We start from the raw sequence: 20,489 nt of genomic DNA, 5'->3' as shown, positions 1-20,489 counted from the left end.
GTCGCGCTCACGTCCGGCGCTCAATGGACGGATGCCGACGGGCTTACGGGAGAAACCATATGCATGACAAGACGATGCTGCCTGTCCACCCCATCACCGGGCTGCAGGCGATCGGATACACACGGCGCGGGCCGATCTGGCCGGTGCTGGGCGGATCCGGCGAAGGCGAACAGCCGCCGTCGGGAGAGTCCGGGAAGACCTTCACCCAGGCCGAGCTCGATCGGATCGTGGGTGAACGGCTGAACCGGCAGAAGGACACGCTGGCCGACCAGTACAAGGACTTCGACACCTACAAGGCCGCCGCCGATGAGCTCGCCAAGCTCAAGGACGGCGAGAAGTCCGATCTGGAACGTCTCACCGGCCAGCTCCAGGAGAAGACCACCGGCCTGCAGACGGTCGAGCAGGAACGCGACAAGCTCGCTGTCGAGCTGCAGCGGCGCGACACCGCCGCTGAGCAGGGCCTGACCGATCCGAAGCTCATCAAGCGGATCTCCGGGTCGACCGCCGAGGAAATCCTCGCCGACGTCAAGGAGCTCAAGGAGCTCCAGGACGCTGCCGACGCGACCGGCATGCGCATTCCCCAGCCCGACGGCCAGCAGGGCCGCGGCGGCGGCGGGAAGGTCTCGTCGGTCGAGAAGGGCCGCGCCCGCTGGGACGCGAAGCACAACAAGAAGTAGCAGCGCAGGTAACCGCCTGCGCGCCAACCGAAAGGAACCGTCATGCAGCTCTCGCCGCGTGTCGAATCGTGGAGCGCAGGCAACCTGTCCTGGCTCGGCAGTGCCCACGGCACGAACTCCGCGCGCACCGTCACCATCAACATCACCGCGGCCGCCGCGAAGATCACCAACGGCGTGATCAAGTCCGGCGAGCCGCTGGCCATCGTGTCCGGCCTCGCCGTGCCGTACGCGTCCGGCGCCTCGGACGGCTCGCAGATCCTCGCGGGCTTCCTGCTCACCGACGTCGCAGTGGTCACCGGCGCGGGCAATGTCGTTGCCCCGCTGCTGGATCACGGCCGCGTCATCCTGACCAAGCTCCCGTCGGCCGTCGCAGCGAACGCGACGACCAGCGGCCAGTTCGTGTTCGTCTGAGAGGAGATGAATCATGGCTCTCTGGACTGATCTGCTCACCCCCGCCGAGCTCACCGGCTACGCCCGCGCATCGCTGGAGGCATACGAGCAGCAGAAGGGCACGCTGGCACGCTGGCTGCCCAACCGCACAGTGCCCGACATCGTCGTGCGCCTGGTCGTCGGCCAGGACGGCCTGGTGCCGACCGCCGAGTACCGCAGCTACGACGCCGAGACCCCGATCGGGGACCTGCCCGGCGGGCAGCGCAAGACCGTCGAGCTCCCGCCGCTCGGTCGCAAGTTCCGCATCGGCGAATACGAGCAGCTGCGCATCCGCGCCAACAGCGACGAGCAGATGGTGCTCGCGCTGGAGCGGGTCACCGACCGGGCCGTCAAGGCCGTCGCCAATCGCGTCGAGATCGCGCGCGGCCAGGCCATCGAGACCGCGGCTCTGTCGATCTCGGAGAACGGTTTCGTGCAGACCGGCACCTGGGCCCGCAACGCCGGCCACACCGCCACCGCGCCGATCCTGTGGTCGACGTCTGCCACCGCGAAGCCGCTCGACGACCTGCTGGCGTTCCGCGCCACTTACGTCGACACCACCGGTGAAGAGCCCGGCGCGATCGCGCTGAGCTCGCGCGTCGTCGCGGCCCTGCAGCGCACCGCGGAGTTCCGCGCTCTGGCGGCCACCGTGGCGGGCACCCCCAGCATCGTCAGCGCCGAAGCCGTCCAGCAGGTGCTGGCTGCACACAGTCTGCCGCCCATCCACATCTACGACCGCAAGGTCAACGTGGCCGGTACCCCGACGAAGGTCCTGTCGGACAACAAGATCTTCATGCTGCCCGCGCCGGTCGACCCGACCGACGCGGAGGGCACCGATCTGGGCGGCACCTACTGGGGCGAGACCCTGGAATCGTCCGAGCCCGGCTGGGGCATCGCCGAGTCCGATCGGCCCGGCATCGTGATCGGTGCGACCAAGACCGACGACCCGATCGCCGCGTGGATCCGCTCGGCCGCGATCGCGCTGCCGGTCCTGGCCAACGCCGACCTGTCGTTCGTCGGCACGGTGCTGTGATGGCAGCCGCGGCAGCACGGATCCGCGACGACCTCGAGGGCGCGGTCTACCTCACCCACAAAGGAAAGCTGCTCACCCTGTGGGCGGGTGACCGCGTCCCCGCAGGCGCGGAGATCGGCGAGCACCTGCTCACTCGCAAGCCCGCCCCGGTGCCCTCGGGCGACCAGGGCGAGGATGCCCCCTCCGGCGACCCCGACGACGGGTCGCCGGAGGGCGAGGGTCTGGAGAAGTAGCCAGTGCCCTACGCGCAGCAGGACGACGTCGAGAATCGGCTACGTCGTAGCCTCGAAGACGACGAAATCACCTGGCTGTCGGGCATGCAGGAGGAAGCCGACGAGCTCGTCGACGCGTGGTTCGCCGATCGGGGATGCACTGTCCCCGACCCGGCGCCCTCCGGCGTCGTGCTCGTCGCCTCCCGGATCATCGCGCGGGGACTCCAGGCCGGGACTGTCACGCCCGGCCTGGAGACCTCGACGATGACCGCGGGCCCGTACTCGCAGACCAACGCCTACACCCCGGGCACGACCCAGGGCGGGCTGTGGATCTCGAAGAACGACAAGGCCCTGCTGGCCCGGTACTGCGGCGGCCCCCGCCGCAAGGCGATCAACGTGCCGACGGCGTGACATGGCAGCCTCACCGTTCCCGACACCGCACACCGTCGGCTGGCACGCCTACACCCCCGGTGGCGCGGATCCGTTCCGGGATCCGCCGACCTACACCCCGCCGAGGGACCAGCCCGGCACCGCGGTGCCTGTGCACGGCTGGCACGTCCCATCCACGGCCGCCAACGCCGAACCGAAGATGGCCGGCCACCCCGAACGCGTCGTCGTCGACGTGGAGCTGTTCGCGCCGGTTGTCTTCCAGCCCGGCCCGCACGACCTGGTCGACCTGCCCACCGGGCAGTACGAGGTCATCGGCGAGACCGAGGGATATGGCACCGGCCCGTGGGAATGGGCGGCCGGAGTGGTGATCAACCTCAGAAAGGTGGACGGCTGATGGTCGCAACACCGCGGATCAACTGGAAGCTGCGGGGATTCCGGGAGATCCGTCGCCTGGAATCGCTCAAGCAGCTCGAGTACGACTATGCGAAGAAGGGCGCCAACGCCGCCGGGGACGGGTTCCTCGCCCGCGCCGGTGACCGCCCGACCCGCGCCCGCGCGGCTGTCATCGCGGCCACCATCCGGGCCCGGCGCCGCAACGCCCGCGACCACACCCTGATGGGCCCGGTCATCGACGCGATGCGAGCGCCGTGAAGTTCAACAAGCCGGTCGCGTTCGACCCCGTCGAGATCCACCTGGCCGACCACCTCGCAGCGAAACTGACCACCCACGGTCTCACCGTGCCGGTCGTGCTCGCCGTCCCAGGACAGCGGCCGCCGCAGTTTGTCCGCCTGGTCCGCGTCGGCGGCAGCCAGATCACCGCGGTGACCGACCGCGCACGCATCATCGCCGAATGCTGGGCGGCCACCGGCGCCGCAGCAGCTGACCTCGCGCGCCTGGTGCGCGCCGAGATCACCGCGGCCGCGCCCGGCAAGGTCGGGCCGGTGTGGGTGGAACGGGCCGTCGACGTCGGCCTCGCGTTCATCCCGGATCCCGGCACCAACCTGCCGCGCTATCTCGTGACCAGCGAGCTGTACACGCGCGGCGACGAGCTGCCCGCCTAGCCGGGCGACAACTTCATACCTCCCCAGGGCCTGCGCAAATCCCAAGGGAGACAACACCATGGCTCTGCCATCCACCCTCAAGATCAGCGCGGGCACCTTCAACGCCGCCACCGGCGGCGTCCTCGCCGCGCCGCTGGGCACCACGCTGCCCACGACCGCTGCGGGCACCATCGGCGCCGCCTTCAAGGCCCTCGGCTACGTCTCCGAAGACGGACTGGAGGCCCAGGGCGAGCGGTCAGTGAACGCGATCAAGGACTGGAACGGCGACATCATCGCCCAGCTCCAGACCGAGCACTCCGTGCGCTTCGCCCTCACCCTGTACGCGGCCTACGACGCCGACACCCTCGCCGAAGTCTTCGGCGCCGGCAATGTCACGGTCACCGCACCGACTTCGTCGACCGGAACGCTGATCAACGTCACTGAGACCGGCACGGTGCTGCCCTCGCGGTCCTACATCTTCGACATGCTGTCCGACGCGCGGAAGCTGCGCATCGTGCTGCCCAACGCGAAGATCAGCGAAGTCAGCGAAAACGCGTACGTCGCAGGCGAACTGATGGGCTTCGGCGTCACCATCGAAGCCTTCAAGGACGCGACCGGCGTCAAGGCGTACCGCTACTACGACGACGGTGTCTTCGCGCCGTAGTCCCAGACCCCGGCGGTGGCCGGTTCCCCCTTTCGCGCAGGCCCGCCGGTCACCGTCGGGCCCCTCGGGCATTCCAGAAAAGGCCTGCGCACCCACCCAATTCACCAGAAAGAGGTCTGCGCATGCCTCCCAAGGCCCCCGCATCCACCCAGCCCGCCGTGACCAAGGTCAAGGACGACTTCCACAAGATGGTCGGCGACGTCGACATCGTCCTGCCGTCGCTGTCCTACCTCAAGCCCGGTCTGGTGCGTCGAATCCGGCGCATGGGCGACGTCGACGCGATGTACACCCTGTTCGAAATCGCGCTGTCAGAGGAACAGCTCGCGGTCGTCGACGAGATGGATCCCGACGAGTACGAAACGCTGCTCGACGAGTGGCGCGCGCACTCGGGAGTTTCCCTGGGGGAATCTTCGGCCTCGACCAGCTGATCGAGGCATACCGGACCGCCGTCGCCGCACACCTGATCGAACACGGTCTGCGGCTTCGGCACCTGGGCACCGACGCCCTCACCTGGGACGACCTGCACGCGATCATCACCCACGTCGCCCCCGGCTCCGTCCTCGACCGCGAGTTCCGCCCGACCGAGTGGAGCTGGCAGCTACCCGAGCTGCTGATGGCCTCGATGGCCGACTCGCTGGCCTGGCTCGTCTGGTCGAAAACCAAGGCCGCAGCACGCGGCACCGGCATGCCGGACCGCATTCCACGCCCCGGCGTGAAGCCGCGCAGGGAGCGCATCGGCAATCAGCCGGTCTCCATCGCCGCGATGAACAGATTCCTCGGATGGGGGTGATCCTGTGGCAGAACCAGGGCCAGGCGAAGCGATCGAACTCGGCGTCGCCTACATCTCGATCATCGGCGAGGACAAGGGCATCGCCAAGAAGGTCAAGGCCGGGATGCGGGAGGCCCAGACCTGGGTCACCGCCAACCCGATCGAGATCGACGCCCGCGTCAACATCGAGAACCTGACCGGGCATACCGTCACGGTCGACGTCGTCCCCGACTTCGAGCACTTCGGCGACCGGATGGCGCTCGGCCTGGCGATGGAGCAGGCCCGCCACAACTGGCGGGTCGGTGTCGGTGTCGACATCGACGCCGCCGGTGCCGCAGCAGCGTTTGCCGCGCTGCGTGCCGCGCTCGAGGCGCAGGCGACGCCGATCACCCAGCGCGTGGAACTTGACGTCGACCAGAACTCGGCACGCTCGATCACCTCGGTTCGCGACGGTGTGCTCGGCATCGGGCGGGGCGCAGCAGGGTTGAGCGCCGCCGCGGCCGGGATCGCGGCGATCGGGGGCGCTGCTGGCGCCGCTGCTGGCGCGATCGGCGTCTTGGGTGTGGGCATCACCGCGCTCGGACCCGCGGCGGCGGCCGCCGGTGCCACCGTCGCAGTGGGCCTTTCCGGGATTGTCGACACGTTCTCGGCGCTCAAGTCGGCGAAGGATTCCGCCGGCGCCGACGCCACGGCACAAGCCAGCGCGATCGCCTCAGCGCAGAAGCAGGTCCAGTCCGCGGTCAAGGGCGTCGAGTCGGCGAACAAGGACCTGGAGGACGCGAACAAGGATCTGGAGGACAGCCAGAAGGACCTGAACTCCGCATACAAGGACGCGGCCGACAACCTCGAAGACCTCAAGATGGCGGCCGCCGACGCGGCGCTGTCGGAGAAGGAAGCGGCGCAGGCGCTCAAGGAAGCCAACCAGGACCTGGCCGACGCGAAGACACCGAAGGAGCGCGAGAAGGCGCTTCTGCGGGTCGAACGCGCACAGCTGAACCTGGCCAAGGCGCAGGAGGCTAACCGCGATGCCCAGGACGCCAGCCGCGAGGCCGAAGAGAAGGGCATCGAGAACTCCGACGCCGTGACCTCGGCCAAGGAGAAGGTAGCCAACGCGACCGACAAGGTGTCAGCCGCCGAGCAGCGGCTCAGCGACGCCCAGGCGACCGTCACCGAAGCCCAGAAGGCGCTCCAGGACGCGACGAACAAGACCAGCGCCGCGCAGGACAAGGCCGCCAAGGCCCTCGCCGAGCTCGCGCCCGAAGCGCGCGCGTGGGTCCTGGCCGTCAAGGACCTGGCGCCCGCGTGGAAAGACGTGCGCACCGCGACCCAGGACGCGCTGTTCGCCGACTCCGCTGCCGGTATCAAGGACCTCGCGACGGCTGCGCTGCCTACGCTCAAGACCGGCCTGGTCGACGTCGCGGGCAGCATGAACGGGCTGACGAAGCAGTTCGCTGCTTTCTGGTCCGCACCGCAGAACCTGTCCGGTGTCCAGGCGATCTTCAAGGGCACCGCCGACTTCATCGACGGCTTGGGCCCCGGCCTGCAGCAGCTGACCCAGGGATTCCTGTCGATCGGCACCGCCTTCGCACCGGTTGCCAACCAGGTGGGCGCCCAGTTCGCCGGCATGCTCGGCCAGATCGGCCAGGCCTTCACCGACACCATGCAGAACGGGCAGCTCACCCAGCTGTTTGCCACCTTCGGCGATGTGCTCGCCGGACTCGGCACCGGCCTGAACCCCTTGATCCAGGGCCTGATCGAGATCGGCAACATCGTCGGACCGACGATCGGACCCCTGTTCACCGCGCTCGGACAGTCGATCCAGCAGCTGGCGCCATCACTCGGCACGATCGGCGCTGCATTCGCGACCACGCTGACCGCGCTGATGCCGGACCTGACCAAGTTCATCGACGCGCTGCTGACCGGGCTGGCGCCGGTGCTCCCGGTGATCGGAAACCTGCTGTCGTCGGTGATGACCGCCCTCACCCCGCTGATCGGGCCGCTGTCGCAGATCGCGCAGATCGTGGGCCAGGCCCTCGCTGACGCCATCACCGCGCTCGCGCCCGCGATGGGCCCGCTCGCGACCGCGTTCGCGTCGCTCGTCTCAGCCGTCGCGCCGATCATCCCCGTGCTTGCCGAGGTGATCTCGGGCCTGGTGCAGGCGCTCGCACCCGCGCTGACCACCATCTTCGAGGCACTGACACCGGTGATCAAGTCGCTGGCCAACTCCTTCATGCCGGTGTTCAAGAAGCTGCAGCCGATCCTCGCCGACGTCGCGACCAAGATCGGCAACGCCCTGGCCAATGCGCTGGAGCAGATCGCCCCGTACATTCCCCAGCTCGCTCAGACCTTCGGCGACCTGGTGCTGGCGATCGCGCCGATGCTGCCGCAGCTCACCGAGATCGCGCTCAGCCTGCTGCCGCCATTCCTCGACGTCGTCATCGCGATCCTGCCGCAGGTCCAGAAGTTCATCGAGGTCTTGACCTGGCTGATCGAGAAAGTCGTTATCCCGCTGGTCATTCCGTACATCAAGCAGATGACGGACAGCATCAAGACCGGTCTAGAAACCGTCGCCACCGTAATCACCACGGTGAGAGAGAAGATCGGCACTGCGATCGATCGGATGAAGAACTTCTTCGGCGACCTTTCGCAGACCGTGTCCGAGCGGTGGAACTCGATCGTCAAGACGATCGCCATCGCGGTCAAGAAGATCGGCCAACTCCTAGAGAAGGTGCCATCGATCCCGGGCATCAGCGCCGGAGTCGCCGACACCGGCAAGGAACTGGTCCGGTGGGCGACCGCCAACGGTGCGGCGAAGGGAGGCTTCGCGACCGGATCGGGAATCGCACGCCCAGAGAGCGGCGGCCGCCGCGTCGTCGGCCCGGGCACCGGCACCTCGGACTCGGTGCTGGCGATGCTCGGCGGCAAGCCGATCGCGCTGAGTAACGGCGAGTTCATCAGCACCGAGCAGGCATACGAGAACGGTGCACCGCTGCTGTGGGCGCTGAATTCGGGCTGGGTGCCGTCGCCGGAGTTCCTGTCCGCCATGGTCGGCGGGATCCCGGGCTTCGCCAAGGGCGGCGTCCCAGGCAAGGCCTTCGCTGAGTCGATGGACCCCGCGTCCTACCTGATGGGCGGATTCTCGCGCAGCTCGATCGACTGCTCCGGCATGGTCGCCGCCGTCGTCAACGATGCCCTCGGTCTCGATCCGTTCGCGGGCCGCATGTCCACGGTCAACGAAGGCGCCTGGCTCAAGGCGAAGGGCGCTAAATCCGGCCTCGGTGGTGAAGGCGACATCAGCATCGGCTGGTACGACCAGGGCGGCGGCGCCAACGGCCACACCGCCATGACCCTCGGCGACGGCACCAACGTCGAAAGCCGCGGCAGTGACGGCGTGGTGATCGGCGCGAATGCCCGCGGCGCGGCCGACCCGATGTTCACCAACTTCATGCACCTGCCAGAAGCGCTGCTCCAGGGCGGCGACGGCGGCACGAAGGGCGCGATCAGCGGCGGCCGCTCACCGAAACTCGGCGGCACCGGCGGCGGCACCGGCGGATCGGGCGGCACCGGCGGCACCGGCGGCACCGGCGGCACCGGCGGCACCGGCGGCACCGGCGGCACCGGCGGTTCCGGTGGATCCGGTGGCGGGTCGAACACCGGCGGATCCGGCAGCGGCGACACCATCAACGCGTTCATCACGAACTGGCCCGCCGGCCTCGGCGCCACCGTGTCATCGGCAACCGGAATGTCGAGCGCCACCCCGAGCACCACCAGCCCGAGCACGACCACCGGTGTCGACACGACCCAAGTCCCGGCGACCACGACCCACAACACGCTCACCGCCGACACGAGCACACACCCCCTCGCCGGCGCGCCATTGACCGGCGAGCTGTTCAACGGCAGCTCTCCCTGGTACCTGGCGAGCTCGCCCGAGCAGGCTGCGGTGAACCTGGCCAGCCAGGCCAGCACACAGCTGGAGTCCACCGTTTCCGACGTGCAGGGGTTCTTCCAGGACAACTGGCAGGAAATGTTCGAAACCGGCGCGGGCCTGCTGGGTATGGGCGCGATGAGCGGCGGAACCACGGTCAACGTCACCAACAACGGCATGAGTCCGGAAGGTGCGGCGGCCGCGGTCGAGCGCCAGATCCGCCGCACGAATCTCGCGACCATGCGGCAGGGAGGTTTCGGTCGATGAATCCGCTGCTCCAGCGCGAAACCTCGAAGATCGTGGGCTGGGACATTCACGGCCGGTGCTGGCACCTGCACGGTGTCGGCGCCGGGCGTGAGGGCGCCCGGATCACCGCCCAGACCGGGCACATGTTCGCGCCTACCTCGCTGCTCATCAGCGAGGGCGCCCGCCAGGACGGTGCGACGTTCTTGCGGTCGGTCCGGTCGAAGAAGGAATGGGACTTCAACGTCCTCCTGCAGGGCCCGACGGTGCGCGGATTCCATGCGGTGCACGACGCGTGGTTCCGCGGCTGGTCCACCGACAAGCCCTGGAAGTTGGGATGGTTCACCCGGCACCAGGGGTGGCGATTCCAGCTGTTCCAGCTCGACGGGCCCCCACAGCCGATCGGCGACATCGATCCGACGACGAACTGCACCCTCGAATACCAGATGTCGGCGGTCGCGATGGACCCTCTCGAGCACCACCTCGAAGAATCGACCACCTGGATCAATTCCAACGCGTTCGGCGAGGGCGTGGTGATGGCGCGCAACGCCGCCGACCAGCCTGCCTGGCCCCGCTACACGATGAACGGCCCGGGGAGGTGGAGGATCGGGGACCCGCTCGACGACGACCCGACCCGCATCGTCGAAACCCCGGTGATCGCGGCGGGGGAGACCCTGCGCATCGACAGCCACCCCCGCCACCGCACCGCCCGCGTCTACTCCGCCGCGGCGCCGTCCGGCCGCAACGTGTGGGGCCAGCTCGCGGGCCGCCGCTGGTTCCGCAGCGTGGACGCGTGGTCGTCGCTGCCGATCGCGGTCGCGGTGACTGAGGGCGGCACAACCGAATCGGAGATCACCGTGACCGTGACCCCACGCAGCAGCAGGCCGTTCTGATGACGTGGAATCGCGAGCTCGAGATCCGGCGCATGGACCTGGCCCAGCGCCAGGAGGACGCCGACCGCGCCGACCAGACCGTCATGGTCCGGTACTGGGACAAGTACATGCAGGAGGTCGGTGAAGAGGGCCGATACATCGACCTCGAATTCACCTACACCCGCAACGCCGCGGGCGGCCTCAAGATGCGGGTGCAGCGCGACACCCTCTACTTCGATCACCTTTTCCGCGTCGACGCCGACGGTGTCGGCCCGGAGAACCGCACGGCCCCGATCACCGTGAACACGAAGGCTTTCCGGTGGGACGGCTACATCACGCGGTGCGCGATCGTGCGCGAGGACGACGGCACCGAGTACATCGACATCGAGGCGATCCACTGCTGGCAGCACATCGCCACCACCGCGCTGTGGGCCTCGCCGTTCGCGCCGATCCTCGCGCAGTGGCCCCGGCACATGGTCCTCTTCGGCCCGACCGAGTCCCTGATCGGGATCTACATGTCCTGCAACCTGATTCGGCAGCAGAGCAGCGCCTACCCGGGCCAGTGGTCGGACGCGCCTGAGTGGGTGCGCGCGGGAGACTCGCTGTGGCCGATCGCGATGGTCCCGGTGTGGATCCTCACCGACACCTCGAAATGGGCGGCGGGCACCGCGCGATTCGACATGGCCGACGCCTTCTTCGCGCAGTGGCTCGACGACTCCGGCGTCATCCTCGAGGCGAAGTTTCACATTCCCGGCGAGGATGAGCAGCCCGCACCGGAGTGGTTCCACCTCGACAAACCGACCGTCGTGCTGTGGACCACCGACAAGTCCGGCGTCACCGGCCCGACCGGCACGCTGATCGACGGGCTCGTGTCCTGGTTCGAGGACTTCATCGACGACACCACGCCGGTGCGGTACCCGAACTTCAACGCGCAGAGCGAGTACGAAGCCGTCTACGCGAACAGTGGTCCGTTCGGCACGACCCGTCGACTGCCGCACGTCTGGTACCTCGAGGGCGAGTACTCCGGCATTGGCGCGTCCGAGGTCGCGGTGCACAAGCCGCTGGCGACCAGCGTGATCGTCGGCGGCAAGTCTCCCGGCTGGGTCAATGCGGGCATCGAGATCGCGATGAAAAATCTTCTCGCCTGGGTTGGCCTGCTCATCGGTCTGCCCGGCCTCGACAGCCTGTATCAGGGCCAGCTCGACGATGTGTTCCTGGCGTGGATGTCCTACAGCAACAGCGAGCGCACCCGCGAGGCCGGCCCGTTCGCTTTCAAGGAACACGTCGTCGCGAACAGCACGAAGGCCTTCACCCTTGACGGCGTGATGGCCGGGCGGGCCGGGCTCTACCAGACCCGCGGCTACACCTCGAAGAAGGTGTCGGTGGGCGACGGTGCGCCGTACCTGCTGGGCAAGGACTTCACCCTCGGCGACCAAATCGGGTTCCAGCTGGGCGACCAGATCTTCACCGACCACGTCAACCAGCTGGGATTCTCCGACACCCGCGACGCCGGTGCCCGATGGGAGCTCACGATCGGCGACGGCAGCGACGACCAGGACACGGTCACGAAGGCGTGGAATCGCCTGTCGCAGCTGGCCACCGCGGTGCAGTCCATCGCGACCGACGTCGGCGCTGACCTCGACCTGATCATCTTCTAGGAGGCCTGCGTGTCCGATACCCAGATCACCGCCCGGCTGGTCGCCACCGAGGCGACCGACCTGGACGGCCTGCCGATCCTCACCGCCACTATCACCCCATCGCCCGACGCCGCCTCGATGCCGCTGCCCGCCGGGCCCACCGGCGAGCCCGGCCCGCGCGGCGTCGCGCGCACTACCTTCGCGAAGCAGGGCGCCATCGTCGACGCGGCCGCGCGGCCAACCGGGCTCACCGCCGACGACCGCGGGAAGTGGTGGCATCGGCTCGACGACGACGGCCTGGACTTCTGGGACGGTGCCGCGTGGGTGCACTCGCCCGGCGCCGTCGGCGTGCAGGGCCCCGTCGCCCCGGGCAACACCATCGCGGTGTCGACGACGCACGACCCGGCGCTGATCGGCGCGGCGCTGCAGATCTCGGGCACGACCGCAGCGCAGACACTGCAGGCCACCGTCCCCGCCGGTGTGCAGGGACCGCCCGGACCGGCGGGCACCTCCGGCGCGATCACCGATGCCACCGACTACGACGACACGGTCGGACCGGTGCACCGCTCCGCCTTCGCACTGACGTCGAGCGGTCGCCGGTGGCAGGCCACACAGCCACCCCAGGGCCACGGACCGTGGGGCTGGTACGAGAGCGAGTTCGCCGCCGCCCGCGAGGAATCGGTACCCGCCTACGTGGCCGGCACATTCACCGTGCCCGCGCTGCCGTACCAGTGGCGGCCGATGGTCTATGGCCAGCTCAGGATCTTCATGGAGCAGGGCAGCGAGGCGCGCGCGGAGATCCGCGTCCGGATCGGCACAGCGACCGGGGTGATGGTCGCCTCGGGCGCCGGCCACCGCATCAGCGGCCCGCAGTACCTGCCGGTGGGATTCACCCCCGCATTCGGCGACGAGGGCACCAAACCACTCTCGCCGTCGAGCACCTACGCCACCGTTCCCGCTGGCCAGGCCGGTGTGCTCCAGGTCTGTGTGGAGCGGATTGGCTCGGGTGCGGGCTACAAGATCGGCCATGTCCAAACCGCGGCCGCGCTCACCGTGTGGGCGCAGCCAGTCCCGGAGGCGACCACGTGACCACCGTCGGCGAGTACTTCGCACAGACCCAGATCCGCGGCATCAACGAAGGCATCGGCGACCCCGGTGTGGTGCAGAGCTTCAACGGCACCCCGGTCGACGGCACGCTGGAGCTGCCCACCGGCTCACCGGGCGCGACCGGTCCAGCAGGACCGCCCGCGTACCGATTCCGCTGGGAAGGCGACATCACCGACCCGATCGCCCTGGCCGCCCTCGCCGAAACGCTCGGCCCCGCACAGGCCGGGCGTGCGTGGCGCGTCGAGAGCACCAACACCCTGATGTACTGGAACGGGGCGTCGTTCGACACCTTCCCGGAGGCCTTCGGCGGGCACGGACCGACCGGCGAACCGAACACGCTGACCATCGGATCTGTCACCACCGGCGCCGCCGGATCGGACCTGGAGATCACCATCTCCGGCACCCCGCCGACCCAGACCCTCGACATCGTGATCCCGCGCGGTGTGCAGGGCCGCGAGGGCCCGATCGGGTCCCCGGGACCGCTGCGCGACGCCACCGACTACGACGACACCTCGGCACCGGTGAACAAGGCCGTGCCGCTGTGGAATCCGACGGCCAGCAAGTGGGTGCCGACCCCCTATCCCGGCTGGCGCGGACCGTGGACGGTGCACGAGAACCACGCGTGGGACGGGTCCGCCGGGTTCGCGGCCACCCAATCAGCGGTGTCGACCACGCCGAACACGATCTGCACCATCGCCATCCCCGCGCAGGATGTCGCGTGGAGGCCGTTTGTCACCGGCGGCGCGTTCGTGCGCACCACCGCCACCGACAACAGCAACAGGGTCGACATCCAGGCGCACCTCACCAACGACGCTGGCCAGATCGTCGCCTACGGCGCAGGTTTGCCTTTCGGCATGGATTGGTTCAACCAGCTCAGCCCCCAGTTCAGCACGGCCGCGATGACCCCGGCATCGACCGTCGGTGTCATCGCCGCAGGCGTGCCCGCGACCATCGCGATCGTGCTGCGCCGCAACCTCGGCACCGGCAGCTACACCTACAACCGCGGCACCGCGCACGTCACCGTGTGGGCGGTGCCCGTGACGGGAGCGCCATGACCATCGTCTACGACAGCGACATCACCCTGGTGCTGCGCGGCGTCTCCGACCCGGTCGGCCTGCCCTACACCGTCAACCCGCTCGAGCTGGCGGGCCGCGAGGCGCTGCTGGAGATCCGCGAAGGCGCGGTCGGTGGGCCCGGACCGCAGGGTGATCCGGCCTGGCCCTGGCAGTGGATGGGCGACATCGCGGATCTCGCCGCGCTGCAGGCCCTCGGGCTGGGGGAGGCCGAGGCCCGGCGAGCGTGGCGCGTGGTCGCCGAGAACAGCATCATCCTGTGGACCGGAATGGAATTCGTGCGCTTCACCGCTGCATTCCAGGCGCCCGGCCACCAGGGCCCGCCGAACGTACTCACCGGCGTCGCGACGATCGGCGCGACCGGCAGCTCCGCGACCGCATCGCTGACCGGCACCGCACCCAACCAGGTACTGCACGTGCAGTTCCCGCGCGGCGCGACCGGCCCGCAGGGCGACCCCGGCGAGCCCGGCGCGATCGTCGACGCCGAGGACGTCGGCGACCTCACCACCGCGCGCCAGGGCGCGGTGCTCGCGTGGGACACCGCCGCCAGCGAATGGCGGCCGATCCCCGCACCGCGGCTCGGGGGTCCGTGGGCGATCGCCGGGTCGCAGTTCACCGGCGGCTCGAATCTGTCGGCCTCGCCGAAGACGATCGCCACGATGACGATTCCGGCGCAGCCGATCCCGTGGCGGCCGATCGTGCTCGGCGGCTGCCTCAACCTCCAGTCCCACGTCAACGCCATCAACGAAACCAGGCCGGACGTCGAGATCCGATTGGGCGCGGCCGACGGCGACCTGATCGGCTACGGCGCGGGCGGCGGCAGCGCGAACCAGAGCCAGGCCCAGTTCTGGCCGCGCTGGCTGCAGGCGATCAGCCCCGGGTCGACGCACGCCACGGTGGCGGCGAATCAGACCGCCCAGATCTATGTGGTTGTCCGCAAATTCGGCGACCGGAATTACTCGATCATCACCACCGGCGCGCAGCTGATCGTCGGTGCTCAGCCACTGGAAGGCCAGCCGTGAGCGACGAGACCATCGAGGAAGTCATCACCGAGGCGGGGCGTGACCAGGAAGCGCTCAAGTACCACGCCACCGGCAAGGACGGTGTGCGGGTCACCGCGCAGATGCAGGAGTTCCTGCGCCACGTCGTCGAGGGGACCCTGCCCACCCTCGACGTGCCCGAGGTTGCGCCCGAGGTCCGCGAGCTCGCCGAAGAGCTCGCCGTCGTCCACCTGCCCGAGTGGCACAACCCGGCAGGCCGGAAACTGGCCGACCCGACGGTGATCCAGGTGGCGCAGGCTCCACGGATCGCTGACTACCTGATCCAGCGCGGCTGGCGGCGAGACCCCGCGCTCGAGGTGGTGCGTTGGGCACCGACACCCGGCGGATTGCCCGGCCCGTACGACACCGGCCTGCACTACGGCCGCGATGAGAACGGCGAGTGGCCGATCCCGGATCCCGAGGCCTACTGGGACGTCGACGACGTGACGACCGAGCAGCTGCCGGACGGCACGTGGAAGGCCGAGCACCCGCGCGGCGTCGCCTTCCAGGCTGCGACGAAATCCGAAGCCCTGGCCGGGATCGTCGACACCATCCGCGAGCGCATCGCGGCCGCGAAGAAGCAGGCCGAGTGACCGCGGCGCGGTGCTGGCCGCTCGGCGCAGGCCGCGACATCACCAGCCGATTCGGCCCGCGCGCCGGGGAATTCCATTGGGGTACCGACTTCGGTCGCACCGGTGGATCGGCGGGCATGCCCGTCTACGCGGTGCAGGGCGGCTGGGTCGACCGCGTCGGCCCAGCCAGCGGATTCGGTTGGTGGGTCTGCCTCGACCACCCCGAAGCCGACGGCGCCGGATACAGCGTCTACGGCCACATCGTCCCCGAAGTCACCCTCCACCAGCGGGTGGAGGCCGGGCAGCGCATCGGCCACATCAACCCCGACCCGGACACCAATGGCGGCGTCGACCCGCATCTGCATCTGGAAATCCACCGAAGCCTGTGGGCGCCACCCGGCCCCGACCGGCTCGACCCCGTGACCTGGCTCGCCGATGCGCGCGAGCCCGACCGACCCGAAGGAGGCAAGCCCATGGGATGGACAGGAGATCCCGTCTGGCTGGCCGATGTGCTGCGCGCGGCAGGCCTGCGCGTCATCGAGCACGACGGCTGGCGCGACCGCGGCCACGGCGACTTCCGCGACATCCGCGGCGTGCTCTGCCACCACACCGCTGGCGGCGGCGCCAACGACTGGCGCATCGTCCAGAACGGCCGCCCCGGCCTCGACGGCCCGCTCGCCCAGCTGGTCCTGGAGCGCGACGGCACGTACCGCTTGATCGCGGTCGGCGTGTGCTGGCACGCCGGGCGCGGCAGCTGGCCCGGCTGGCCCACCGACAACGCCAACTATCACGTCATCGGAATCGAAGCCGTTTCCCGCGGCGACGGCACCGACTGGACCCCCGCACAGCTCGACGCCTACCGGCGCGGCTGCGCAGCGATCCTGCGCCGGATCGGCCGCGGCGCCGATTCGTGTGTGGCGCACCGCGAGTACAGCAGCGAGGGCAAGATCGACCCCGCTGGCATCGACATGGACGACTTCCGTCGCGACGTCCAAGAACTCATCGACCGCCCGGTGACCGGGCCGACGCCAGGAGGCAGCATGAGCGACCCGATCGCCGAGATCCACAACCAGATCGGCAAACCGCACCCGGTGCGCACGGTCTTCCAGAAGGCCTTCTACAACGTGAAGAACGGCGAATTCTGGACCCGCGCAGGTCTCGCCGACATCTGGAATGAGGTGGTCTGGGACGGCTACGTCAACCCGATCGACCTCATCGACGGCCGCCCCGACCCCGACAAGGAGCCGACCGCGCCGAACGCCGCGCGCCGGTCCTCGCTGATCGGCTACGTGCTCGCCACGTACCGCGAGGCCACGTTGGCTCGGCGCAACACCGACGCCATTCTCGAGCTGCTGCGTGCGGGTGGTGCGCGATGATCGTGCGCCTGCTCCGCCTGGAGCCTGCTGTGGTGCGCGGCCTGCTGGTCGCGATCACCGCCATCATCGCCGCGGTCGTCGGTCGCGAGGTCGATCCCGGCTGGATCGACACCATCACCAACGCCTACGTCCTGGCGGCTCCGCTGATCACGGGCCTGCTGATCCGGCCGAAGGTCGCGTCGATGGCCCGTCTGCACGAGCTCGGCATCGGCCTGCCCACGACTCGCAAGCTACCTCCGGTCGAAGACCAGCACTACCGGGGTGCCGCGTGAGCCCTGAGCAGATCGCAGCGATCGGCGGCATCATCGCCGCTGTCCTCGGTGCCTGGACTGCCGCCCAGGGCAAGAAGGTCGCCGAGCTGCAGGGCCGCATCGAAAAGCTCGAGGACGAGCTGGAGGCCGCGCACGCAATCGGCCGCGCGGCCATGAAGTACATCCGCAAGCTGTGGCGATGGTCCGATCAGCGCGACGTCGCGCACGAGCGCGGCACCCAGCCGCCGCCGCAGCCCGAACTACCCGAGCTGCTGAAAGAGGAGATCTGAGATGGCCGATCTGCCCCCGCTCGTGTACGGCAAGGTCGTCGGGCGGTTCCTCGCGAACACCAGCGACGGCCCCGACATCGACCGGACCCCCGAGTTCTACCCGCTCACCGGCACCGTCACGTTCACCGCCGAGGCGCCGAAGATCCTTGTCGTCGACGGCAGCCCGGCGCCGGCCACGTACGTCCAGCTGCCGAAGCACTACGTCGTATCCCTCGACGAATTCGGTTACCTGACCTGGCGCGGCGAGCGCGGTGTCTTCCTGGTGGCGCCGTCCGCCGACACCAACCCGGCCGACTGGACCTGGCGGGTCACCTTCGACCTGGAGTACGACGGCGACCCCGTCGTCATCGAGCCGTTCAGCTTCACCGTGCCGGAGTACCTGCCCGGTCCGGACCCCGAGGATCCCGACACCGGATCGACCGGGCTGGTCGACCTCACCGTCGTATCGCCCGTCCCCGCATCCGCTGGCGACGCGGTCGTGCGTGGCCCGCAGGGCGAGGGCATCCAGGTCGACCGCCGGGTCGCCACATACGGCGACCTGCCTGCCACCCCGCCCGAGGGCGACGGCGCACAGTACGTCGTCGCCGCCGACGGGCTGCTGTACGTGTACCGCACCGGCGACGGATGGATGGCCGACGGCCAGGGAGTGGTCATCCGCGGACCACAAGGCACCACCGGCGCGACCGGGGCCACCGGACCGGCCAACGAGCTCACCATCGGCACCGTCACCACCGGCGCCGCGGGCAGCTCGGCGTCAGCGTCAGTCACCGGCACCCCGCCGAACCAGGTGCTGTCGATGACGATCCCACGCGGCGACACCGGTGCCACCGGTCCGGCCGCGCCGGACGCGAGCACCAGCACCAAGGGCATCGTGCAGCTGGCCGGGCACCTCGCGGGCACCGCGGCCGCACCCACCCTCAGCGCTGCGGCGCTCGGGACCACTGGCACCACTGCGTGCGCGGGCAACGACACCCGGCTGTCCGACACTCGCACACCGACGGTGGGCACGAGCCCGTACGACCCGTACATCTGCGCGTTCGGCAAGGACACCACCCGCGCCACCGGCACCGGCGACTTCCCGATGGGAATCAAGCTGCAGCGCGCGGCAGTGTTCACCAGCGTCACCTACCGGGTGTCGACACCAGACGCGTCCGGCAACCTGGTCGTCGAGCTCCGCAAGAACGGCAGCGCCGTGTCGGGGAGCTCGGCCACGATCGCCGCGGCGAACCAGGTCGCGGGTGGCACGGCCACTGGCAGCTGGTCGTTCGCCGCGGGCGACATTCTCACCGTGCAGGTGACCGGCATCGGCACCACGCCCGGCAAGGGCCTGGTCGCCGACATCACCGGGCTGGCCTGATGGGAGCGATCGTCACCGGCGGCCGCGGTGCGCCGTTCGCGCCGTCCGGGATGACCAAGTCCGGGTCGAACTTCGGGCTGTCGACGTCCTACGCGACGGTCACCACGTGGACCGCGGACACGACGGGCTACCCGGGGTCGTCGGTGTCGGGCAATGGGCTGGTGGTGCAGAACAACCGGGTGGCGGCGAAGGTTGCGTGCTCGGTGATCGGCACGGCAGCATCCGCCGGTGGCGGGACGATCACCGCGCGGCTCAAGGTCGGCGCCACTGTCGTCGTCACTGGGTCGCCGGTCAGCATTCCGGGGTTCGGTGGGACCAACACGATCGCTCTCGACGCGACCGTCGACGTGGCCGCAGGCGACATCGTCACGCTGGAAGCGCTCGCATCTTCGGGCGCCAGCGCCAGCATCGTCACCGGCGCGACCAGCTGGGTGCGCGTCACCCAATCCTGACCGATCCGAACACGAACGCGCCCCCGCTGGATTCGTCCAGTGGGGGCGCGCTTCGTCGTGTCAGGGCCCGGGGGTCCACACCGCGCTGTCGCGGTCACCGGTGCACATCAGCGTCTGCCCGGACGGTGATTCGGCGACCCCGTCGTCGTATGAGCACCGCGACCCCGGCTGACGGATCCCGATGAACGGCGCCGAGTTCACCCACTTCGGTGTCGGCCCACCGGCGTACGCGCATTTCAGCTGGCCACCGGCGGCGTCGAGCGCCCAGTTATCGACCGACGGGTCGCAGCCGACTCCGGCAGCCGGGGCCGCCTTCGTGGGCGCGGCCGCGCGGGTGGTCGGCGCTACCGTCGGGTCGGTCGTCTCGACTTGCACCGTGGTGGTCGGCGCTGGTGCTGGCGCCGCGATTGCCAGGGGCGCGGGCAGGGCGATCTTCGCCGTCAGCGGCGACGCCTTGACGAATTCCCAGTTCTCCAGGCTCGCGTTCTCGCTGGCGACGAGCGGCGTGTACTGCAGCACAACCGGGTTCGGCTGGACCTGGAGGACGACCCACTCGACGGTCTTGCGCCCGACGCCCGCGTCTGCGCCTTCGGGCCAGCGTGGCAGGCACGCACTCGTCAGGGTGCCGTTCTCGGTCGGCTGGGTCACTCCAGCTCCGTCGAGTGTGGTCATCGAGTACATGTCCGGAGTGGACAGCGCCACCGTGCCGGTGTTGTCGATCTCGACATGCAGCGCCAAGGCCTGCGTCCCGGGCACCGGGTCGATCACGCATTCGGCGGGCACCACGGTCGCGTCGGTGAATGTGATCGTGCCGATCGCGGCGCCGGTGTCCGCGCGGGCGAACGCGACAGGCGTGCCGATGCCGAGAGCGGTGGTCTTCGGCGCGGCCGCTGTCGTGGCCGGCGGATCGTCGGTGACCGTCATCGCGACCAGGATGCCGCCGCCGACGAGCGCGGCGACCGCTAGTACTGCGAGCGCGATCCATAGTCCTCGCTGCGACTTCGCAGGCTTGATGGTCGGCGGCGGCTGTGTCACGCGGTCCCCCTTGCGGATGCGGATGTGTCGCAGGGTGATCGCTCG

24 protein-coding genes are annotated in these 20,489 nt (G+C 69.5%); 23 read left to right on the top strand and 1 reads right to left on the bottom strand.

Annotation, left to right across the window (positions count from 1 at the left end; translation table 11 throughout):
- Nucleotides 1-59: 59 nt before the first annotated feature.
- From GV792_RS04700 to GV792_RS04585, 23 genes are all read left to right on the top strand, one after another.
- Entirely contained in the window at nt 60-677 is a 618-nt protein-coding gene (locus GV792_RS04700; protein WP_163822383.1) for a capsid assembly scaffolding protein Gp46 family protein, read from the top strand.
- 42 nt (nt 678-719) lie between these two features.
- Nucleotides 720-1,088, top strand: a complete 369-nt coding sequence (locus GV792_RS04695; protein WP_163822382.1) for a potassium transporter — start codon at nt 720-722, stop codon at nt 1,086-1,088.
- 13 nt (nt 1,089-1,101) lie between these two features.
- Nucleotides 1,102-2,139, top strand: a complete 1,038-nt coding sequence (locus tag GV792_RS04690) for a major capsid protein (RefSeq protein WP_163822381.1) — start codon at nt 1,102-1,104, stop codon at nt 2,137-2,139.
- Entirely contained in the window at nt 2,139-2,372 is a 234-nt protein-coding gene (locus GV792_RS04685) for a hypothetical protein (protein ID WP_163822380.1), read from the top strand. Before GV792_RS04690 ends, GV792_RS04685 begins: the two co-directional genes overlap by 1 nt.
- Nucleotides 2,373-2,375: 3 nt before the next feature.
- On the top strand, nt 2,376-2,762 hold the full coding sequence (locus GV792_RS04680) for a hypothetical protein (protein ID WP_163822379.1): 387 nt from the start codon (nt 2,376-2,378) through the stop codon (nt 2,760-2,762).
- Nucleotide 2,763: 1 nt separating this feature from the next.
- Entirely contained in the window at nt 2,764-3,135 is a 372-nt protein-coding gene (locus GV792_RS04675) for a hypothetical protein (RefSeq protein WP_163822378.1), read from the top strand.
- The gene (locus GV792_RS04670) at nt 3,135-3,392 is read left to right on the top strand and encodes a hypothetical protein (RefSeq protein ID WP_163822377.1); all 258 of its coding nucleotides are present in this window, start codon (nt 3,135-3,137) and stop codon (nt 3,390-3,392) included. Before GV792_RS04675 ends, GV792_RS04670 begins: the two co-directional genes overlap by 1 nt.
- Nucleotides 3,389-3,802, top strand: a complete 414-nt coding sequence (locus GV792_RS04665) for a hypothetical protein (protein WP_163822376.1) — start codon at nt 3,389-3,391, stop codon at nt 3,800-3,802. Before GV792_RS04670 ends, GV792_RS04665 begins: the two co-directional genes overlap by 4 nt.
- A 58-nt stretch (nt 3,803-3,860) precedes the next feature.
- Complete coding sequence (locus GV792_RS04660; RefSeq protein ID WP_163822375.1) at nt 3,861-4,445, top strand: phage tail tube protein; 585 nt, start codon at nt 3,861-3,863, stop codon at nt 4,443-4,445.
- A gap of 122 nt (nt 4,446-4,567) precedes the next feature.
- Nucleotides 4,568-4,873: a hypothetical protein gene (locus tag GV792_RS04655; protein ID WP_163822374.1), complete on the top strand. Its 306-nt coding sequence runs from the start codon at nt 4,568-4,570 to the stop codon at nt 4,871-4,873.
- The gene (locus tag GV792_RS29500; RefSeq protein WP_163822373.1) at nt 4,819-5,235 is read left to right on the top strand and encodes a DUF5361 domain-containing protein; all 417 of its coding nucleotides are present in this window, start codon (nt 4,819-4,821) and stop codon (nt 5,233-5,235) included. The genes GV792_RS04655 and GV792_RS29500 overlap by 55 nt, the downstream gene beginning before the upstream one ends.
- 4 nt (nt 5,236-5,239) lie before the next feature.
- On the top strand, nt 5,240-9,406 hold the full coding sequence (locus tag GV792_RS04645) for a hypothetical protein (protein WP_163822372.1): 4,167 nt from the start codon (nt 5,240-5,242) through the stop codon (nt 9,404-9,406).
- Nucleotides 9,403-10,275: a phage tail protein gene (locus tag GV792_RS04640; protein ID WP_218581185.1), complete on the top strand. Its 873-nt coding sequence runs from the start codon at nt 9,403-9,405 to the stop codon at nt 10,273-10,275. The genes GV792_RS04645 and GV792_RS04640 overlap by 4 nt, the downstream gene beginning before the upstream one ends.
- The gene (locus GV792_RS04635) at nt 10,275-11,912 is read left to right on the top strand and encodes a Gp37-like protein (RefSeq protein WP_256673758.1); all 1,638 of its coding nucleotides are present in this window, start codon (nt 10,275-10,277) and stop codon (nt 11,910-11,912) included. The genes GV792_RS04640 and GV792_RS04635 overlap by 1 nt, the downstream gene beginning before the upstream one ends.
- A gap of 9 nt (nt 11,913-11,921) precedes the next feature.
- Nucleotides 11,922-12,980 carry a hypothetical protein gene (locus GV792_RS04630; RefSeq protein WP_163822371.1) on the top strand — a complete coding sequence of 353 codons (1,059 nt, stop codon included), beginning with the start codon at nt 11,922-11,924 and terminating at the stop codon, nt 12,978-12,980.
- The gene (locus tag GV792_RS04625; protein WP_163822370.1) at nt 12,977-14,053 is read left to right on the top strand and encodes a hypothetical protein; all 1,077 of its coding nucleotides are present in this window, start codon (nt 12,977-12,979) and stop codon (nt 14,051-14,053) included. Before GV792_RS04630 ends, GV792_RS04625 begins: the two co-directional genes overlap by 4 nt.
- A complete protein-coding gene (locus GV792_RS04620) occupies nt 14,050-15,093 on the top strand; it encodes a hypothetical protein (RefSeq protein ID WP_163822369.1) in 1,044 nt (347 codons plus the stop codon). Before GV792_RS04625 ends, GV792_RS04620 begins: the two co-directional genes overlap by 4 nt.
- Nucleotides 15,090-15,704, top strand: coding sequence for a hypothetical protein (locus GV792_RS30205; protein WP_163822368.1), 615 nt, complete (start codon nt 15,090-15,092; stop codon nt 15,702-15,704). The genes GV792_RS04620 and GV792_RS30205 overlap by 4 nt, the downstream gene beginning before the upstream one ends.
- Nucleotides 15,701-17,059, top strand: a complete 1,359-nt coding sequence (locus GV792_RS29495; RefSeq protein ID WP_309139074.1) for an N-acetylmuramoyl-L-alanine amidase — start codon at nt 15,701-15,703, stop codon at nt 17,057-17,059. Before GV792_RS30205 ends, GV792_RS29495 begins: the two co-directional genes overlap by 4 nt.
- Nucleotides 17,056-17,331: a hypothetical protein gene (locus tag GV792_RS04600; protein WP_163822367.1), complete on the top strand. Its 276-nt coding sequence runs from the start codon at nt 17,056-17,058 to the stop codon at nt 17,329-17,331. Before GV792_RS29495 ends, GV792_RS04600 begins: the two co-directional genes overlap by 4 nt.
- A complete protein-coding gene (locus tag GV792_RS04595) occupies nt 17,328-17,600 on the top strand; it encodes a hypothetical protein (RefSeq protein WP_163822366.1) in 273 nt (90 codons plus the stop codon). The genes GV792_RS04600 and GV792_RS04595 overlap by 4 nt, the downstream gene beginning before the upstream one ends.
- Nucleotide 17,601: 1 nt before the next feature.
- Nucleotides 17,602-18,957, top strand: a complete 1,356-nt coding sequence (locus GV792_RS04590; RefSeq protein WP_163822365.1) for a hypothetical protein — start codon at nt 17,602-17,604, stop codon at nt 18,955-18,957.
- Complete coding sequence (locus GV792_RS04585) at nt 18,957-19,409, top strand: hypothetical protein (protein ID WP_163822364.1); 453 nt, start codon at nt 18,957-18,959, stop codon at nt 19,407-19,409. Before GV792_RS04590 ends, GV792_RS04585 begins: the two co-directional genes overlap by 1 nt.
- Nucleotides 19,410-19,469: 60 nt before the next feature.
- On the opposite strand, the gene GV792_RS04580 is transcribed toward GV792_RS04585, so the two are convergent.
- Nucleotides 19,470-20,444, bottom strand: a complete 975-nt coding sequence (locus GV792_RS04580; protein ID WP_163822363.1) for a hypothetical protein — start codon at nt 20,442-20,444, stop codon at nt 19,470-19,472.
- Between the last annotated feature and the right edge of the window lie 45 nt (nt 20,445-20,489).

Source organism: Nocardia cyriacigeorgica (assembly GCF_010868145.1).
Lineage (GTDB): Bacteria > Actinomycetota > Actinomycetes > Mycobacteriales > Mycobacteriaceae > Nocardia > Nocardia cyriacigeorgica_D.
Note: the sequence above shows the minus strand (reverse complement) of the source record. Positions and strands in the feature narration are given on the sequence as shown.

What these genes read in the sequence shown, in the direction of transcription:
- GV792_RS04585 (WP_163822364.1), top strand. Translation starts at nt 18,957, where the DNA reads ATGGGAGCGATCGTCACCGGCGGCCGCGGTGCGCCGTTCGCGCCGTCC.
- GV792_RS04675 (WP_163822378.1), top strand. Translation starts at nt 2,764, where the DNA reads ATGGCAGCCTCACCGTTCCCGACACCGCACACCGTCGGCTGGCACGCC.
- GV792_RS04685 (WP_163822380.1), top strand. Translation starts at nt 2,139, where the DNA reads ATGGCAGCCGCGGCAGCACGGATCCGCGACGACCTCGAGGGCGCGGTC.
- GV792_RS04670 (WP_163822377.1), top strand. Translation starts at nt 3,135, where the DNA reads ATGGTCGCAACACCGCGGATCAACTGGAAGCTGCGGGGATTCCGGGAG.
- GV792_RS04695 (WP_163822382.1), top strand. Translation starts at nt 720, where the DNA reads ATGCAGCTCTCGCCGCGTGTCGAATCGTGGAGCGCAGGCAACCTGTCC.
- GV792_RS04635 (WP_256673758.1), top strand. Translation starts at nt 10,275, where the DNA reads ATGACGTGGAATCGCGAGCTCGAGATCCGGCGCATGGACCTGGCCCAG.
- GV792_RS04660 (WP_163822375.1), top strand. Translation starts at nt 3,861, where the DNA reads ATGGCTCTGCCATCCACCCTCAAGATCAGCGCGGGCACCTTCAACGCC.
- GV792_RS04700 (WP_163822383.1), top strand. Translation starts at nt 60, where the DNA reads ATGCATGACAAGACGATGCTGCCTGTCCACCCCATCACCGGGCTGCAG.
- GV792_RS04655 (WP_163822374.1), top strand. Translation starts at nt 4,568, where the DNA reads ATGCCTCCCAAGGCCCCCGCATCCACCCAGCCCGCCGTGACCAAGGTC.
- GV792_RS04640 (WP_218581185.1), top strand. Translation starts at nt 9,403, where the DNA reads ATGAATCCGCTGCTCCAGCGCGAAACCTCGAAGATCGTGGGCTGGGAC.
- GV792_RS04690 (WP_163822381.1), top strand. Translation starts at nt 1,102, where the DNA reads ATGGCTCTCTGGACTGATCTGCTCACCCCCGCCGAGCTCACCGGCTAC.
- GV792_RS04600 (WP_163822367.1), top strand. Translation starts at nt 17,056, where the DNA reads ATGATCGTGCGCCTGCTCCGCCTGGAGCCTGCTGTGGTGCGCGGCCTG.
- GV792_RS04620 (WP_163822369.1), top strand. Translation starts at nt 14,050, where the DNA reads ATGACCATCGTCTACGACAGCGACATCACCCTGGTGCTGCGCGGCGTC.
- GV792_RS04590 (WP_163822365.1), top strand. Translation starts at nt 17,602, where the DNA reads ATGGCCGATCTGCCCCCGCTCGTGTACGGCAAGGTCGTCGGGCGGTTC.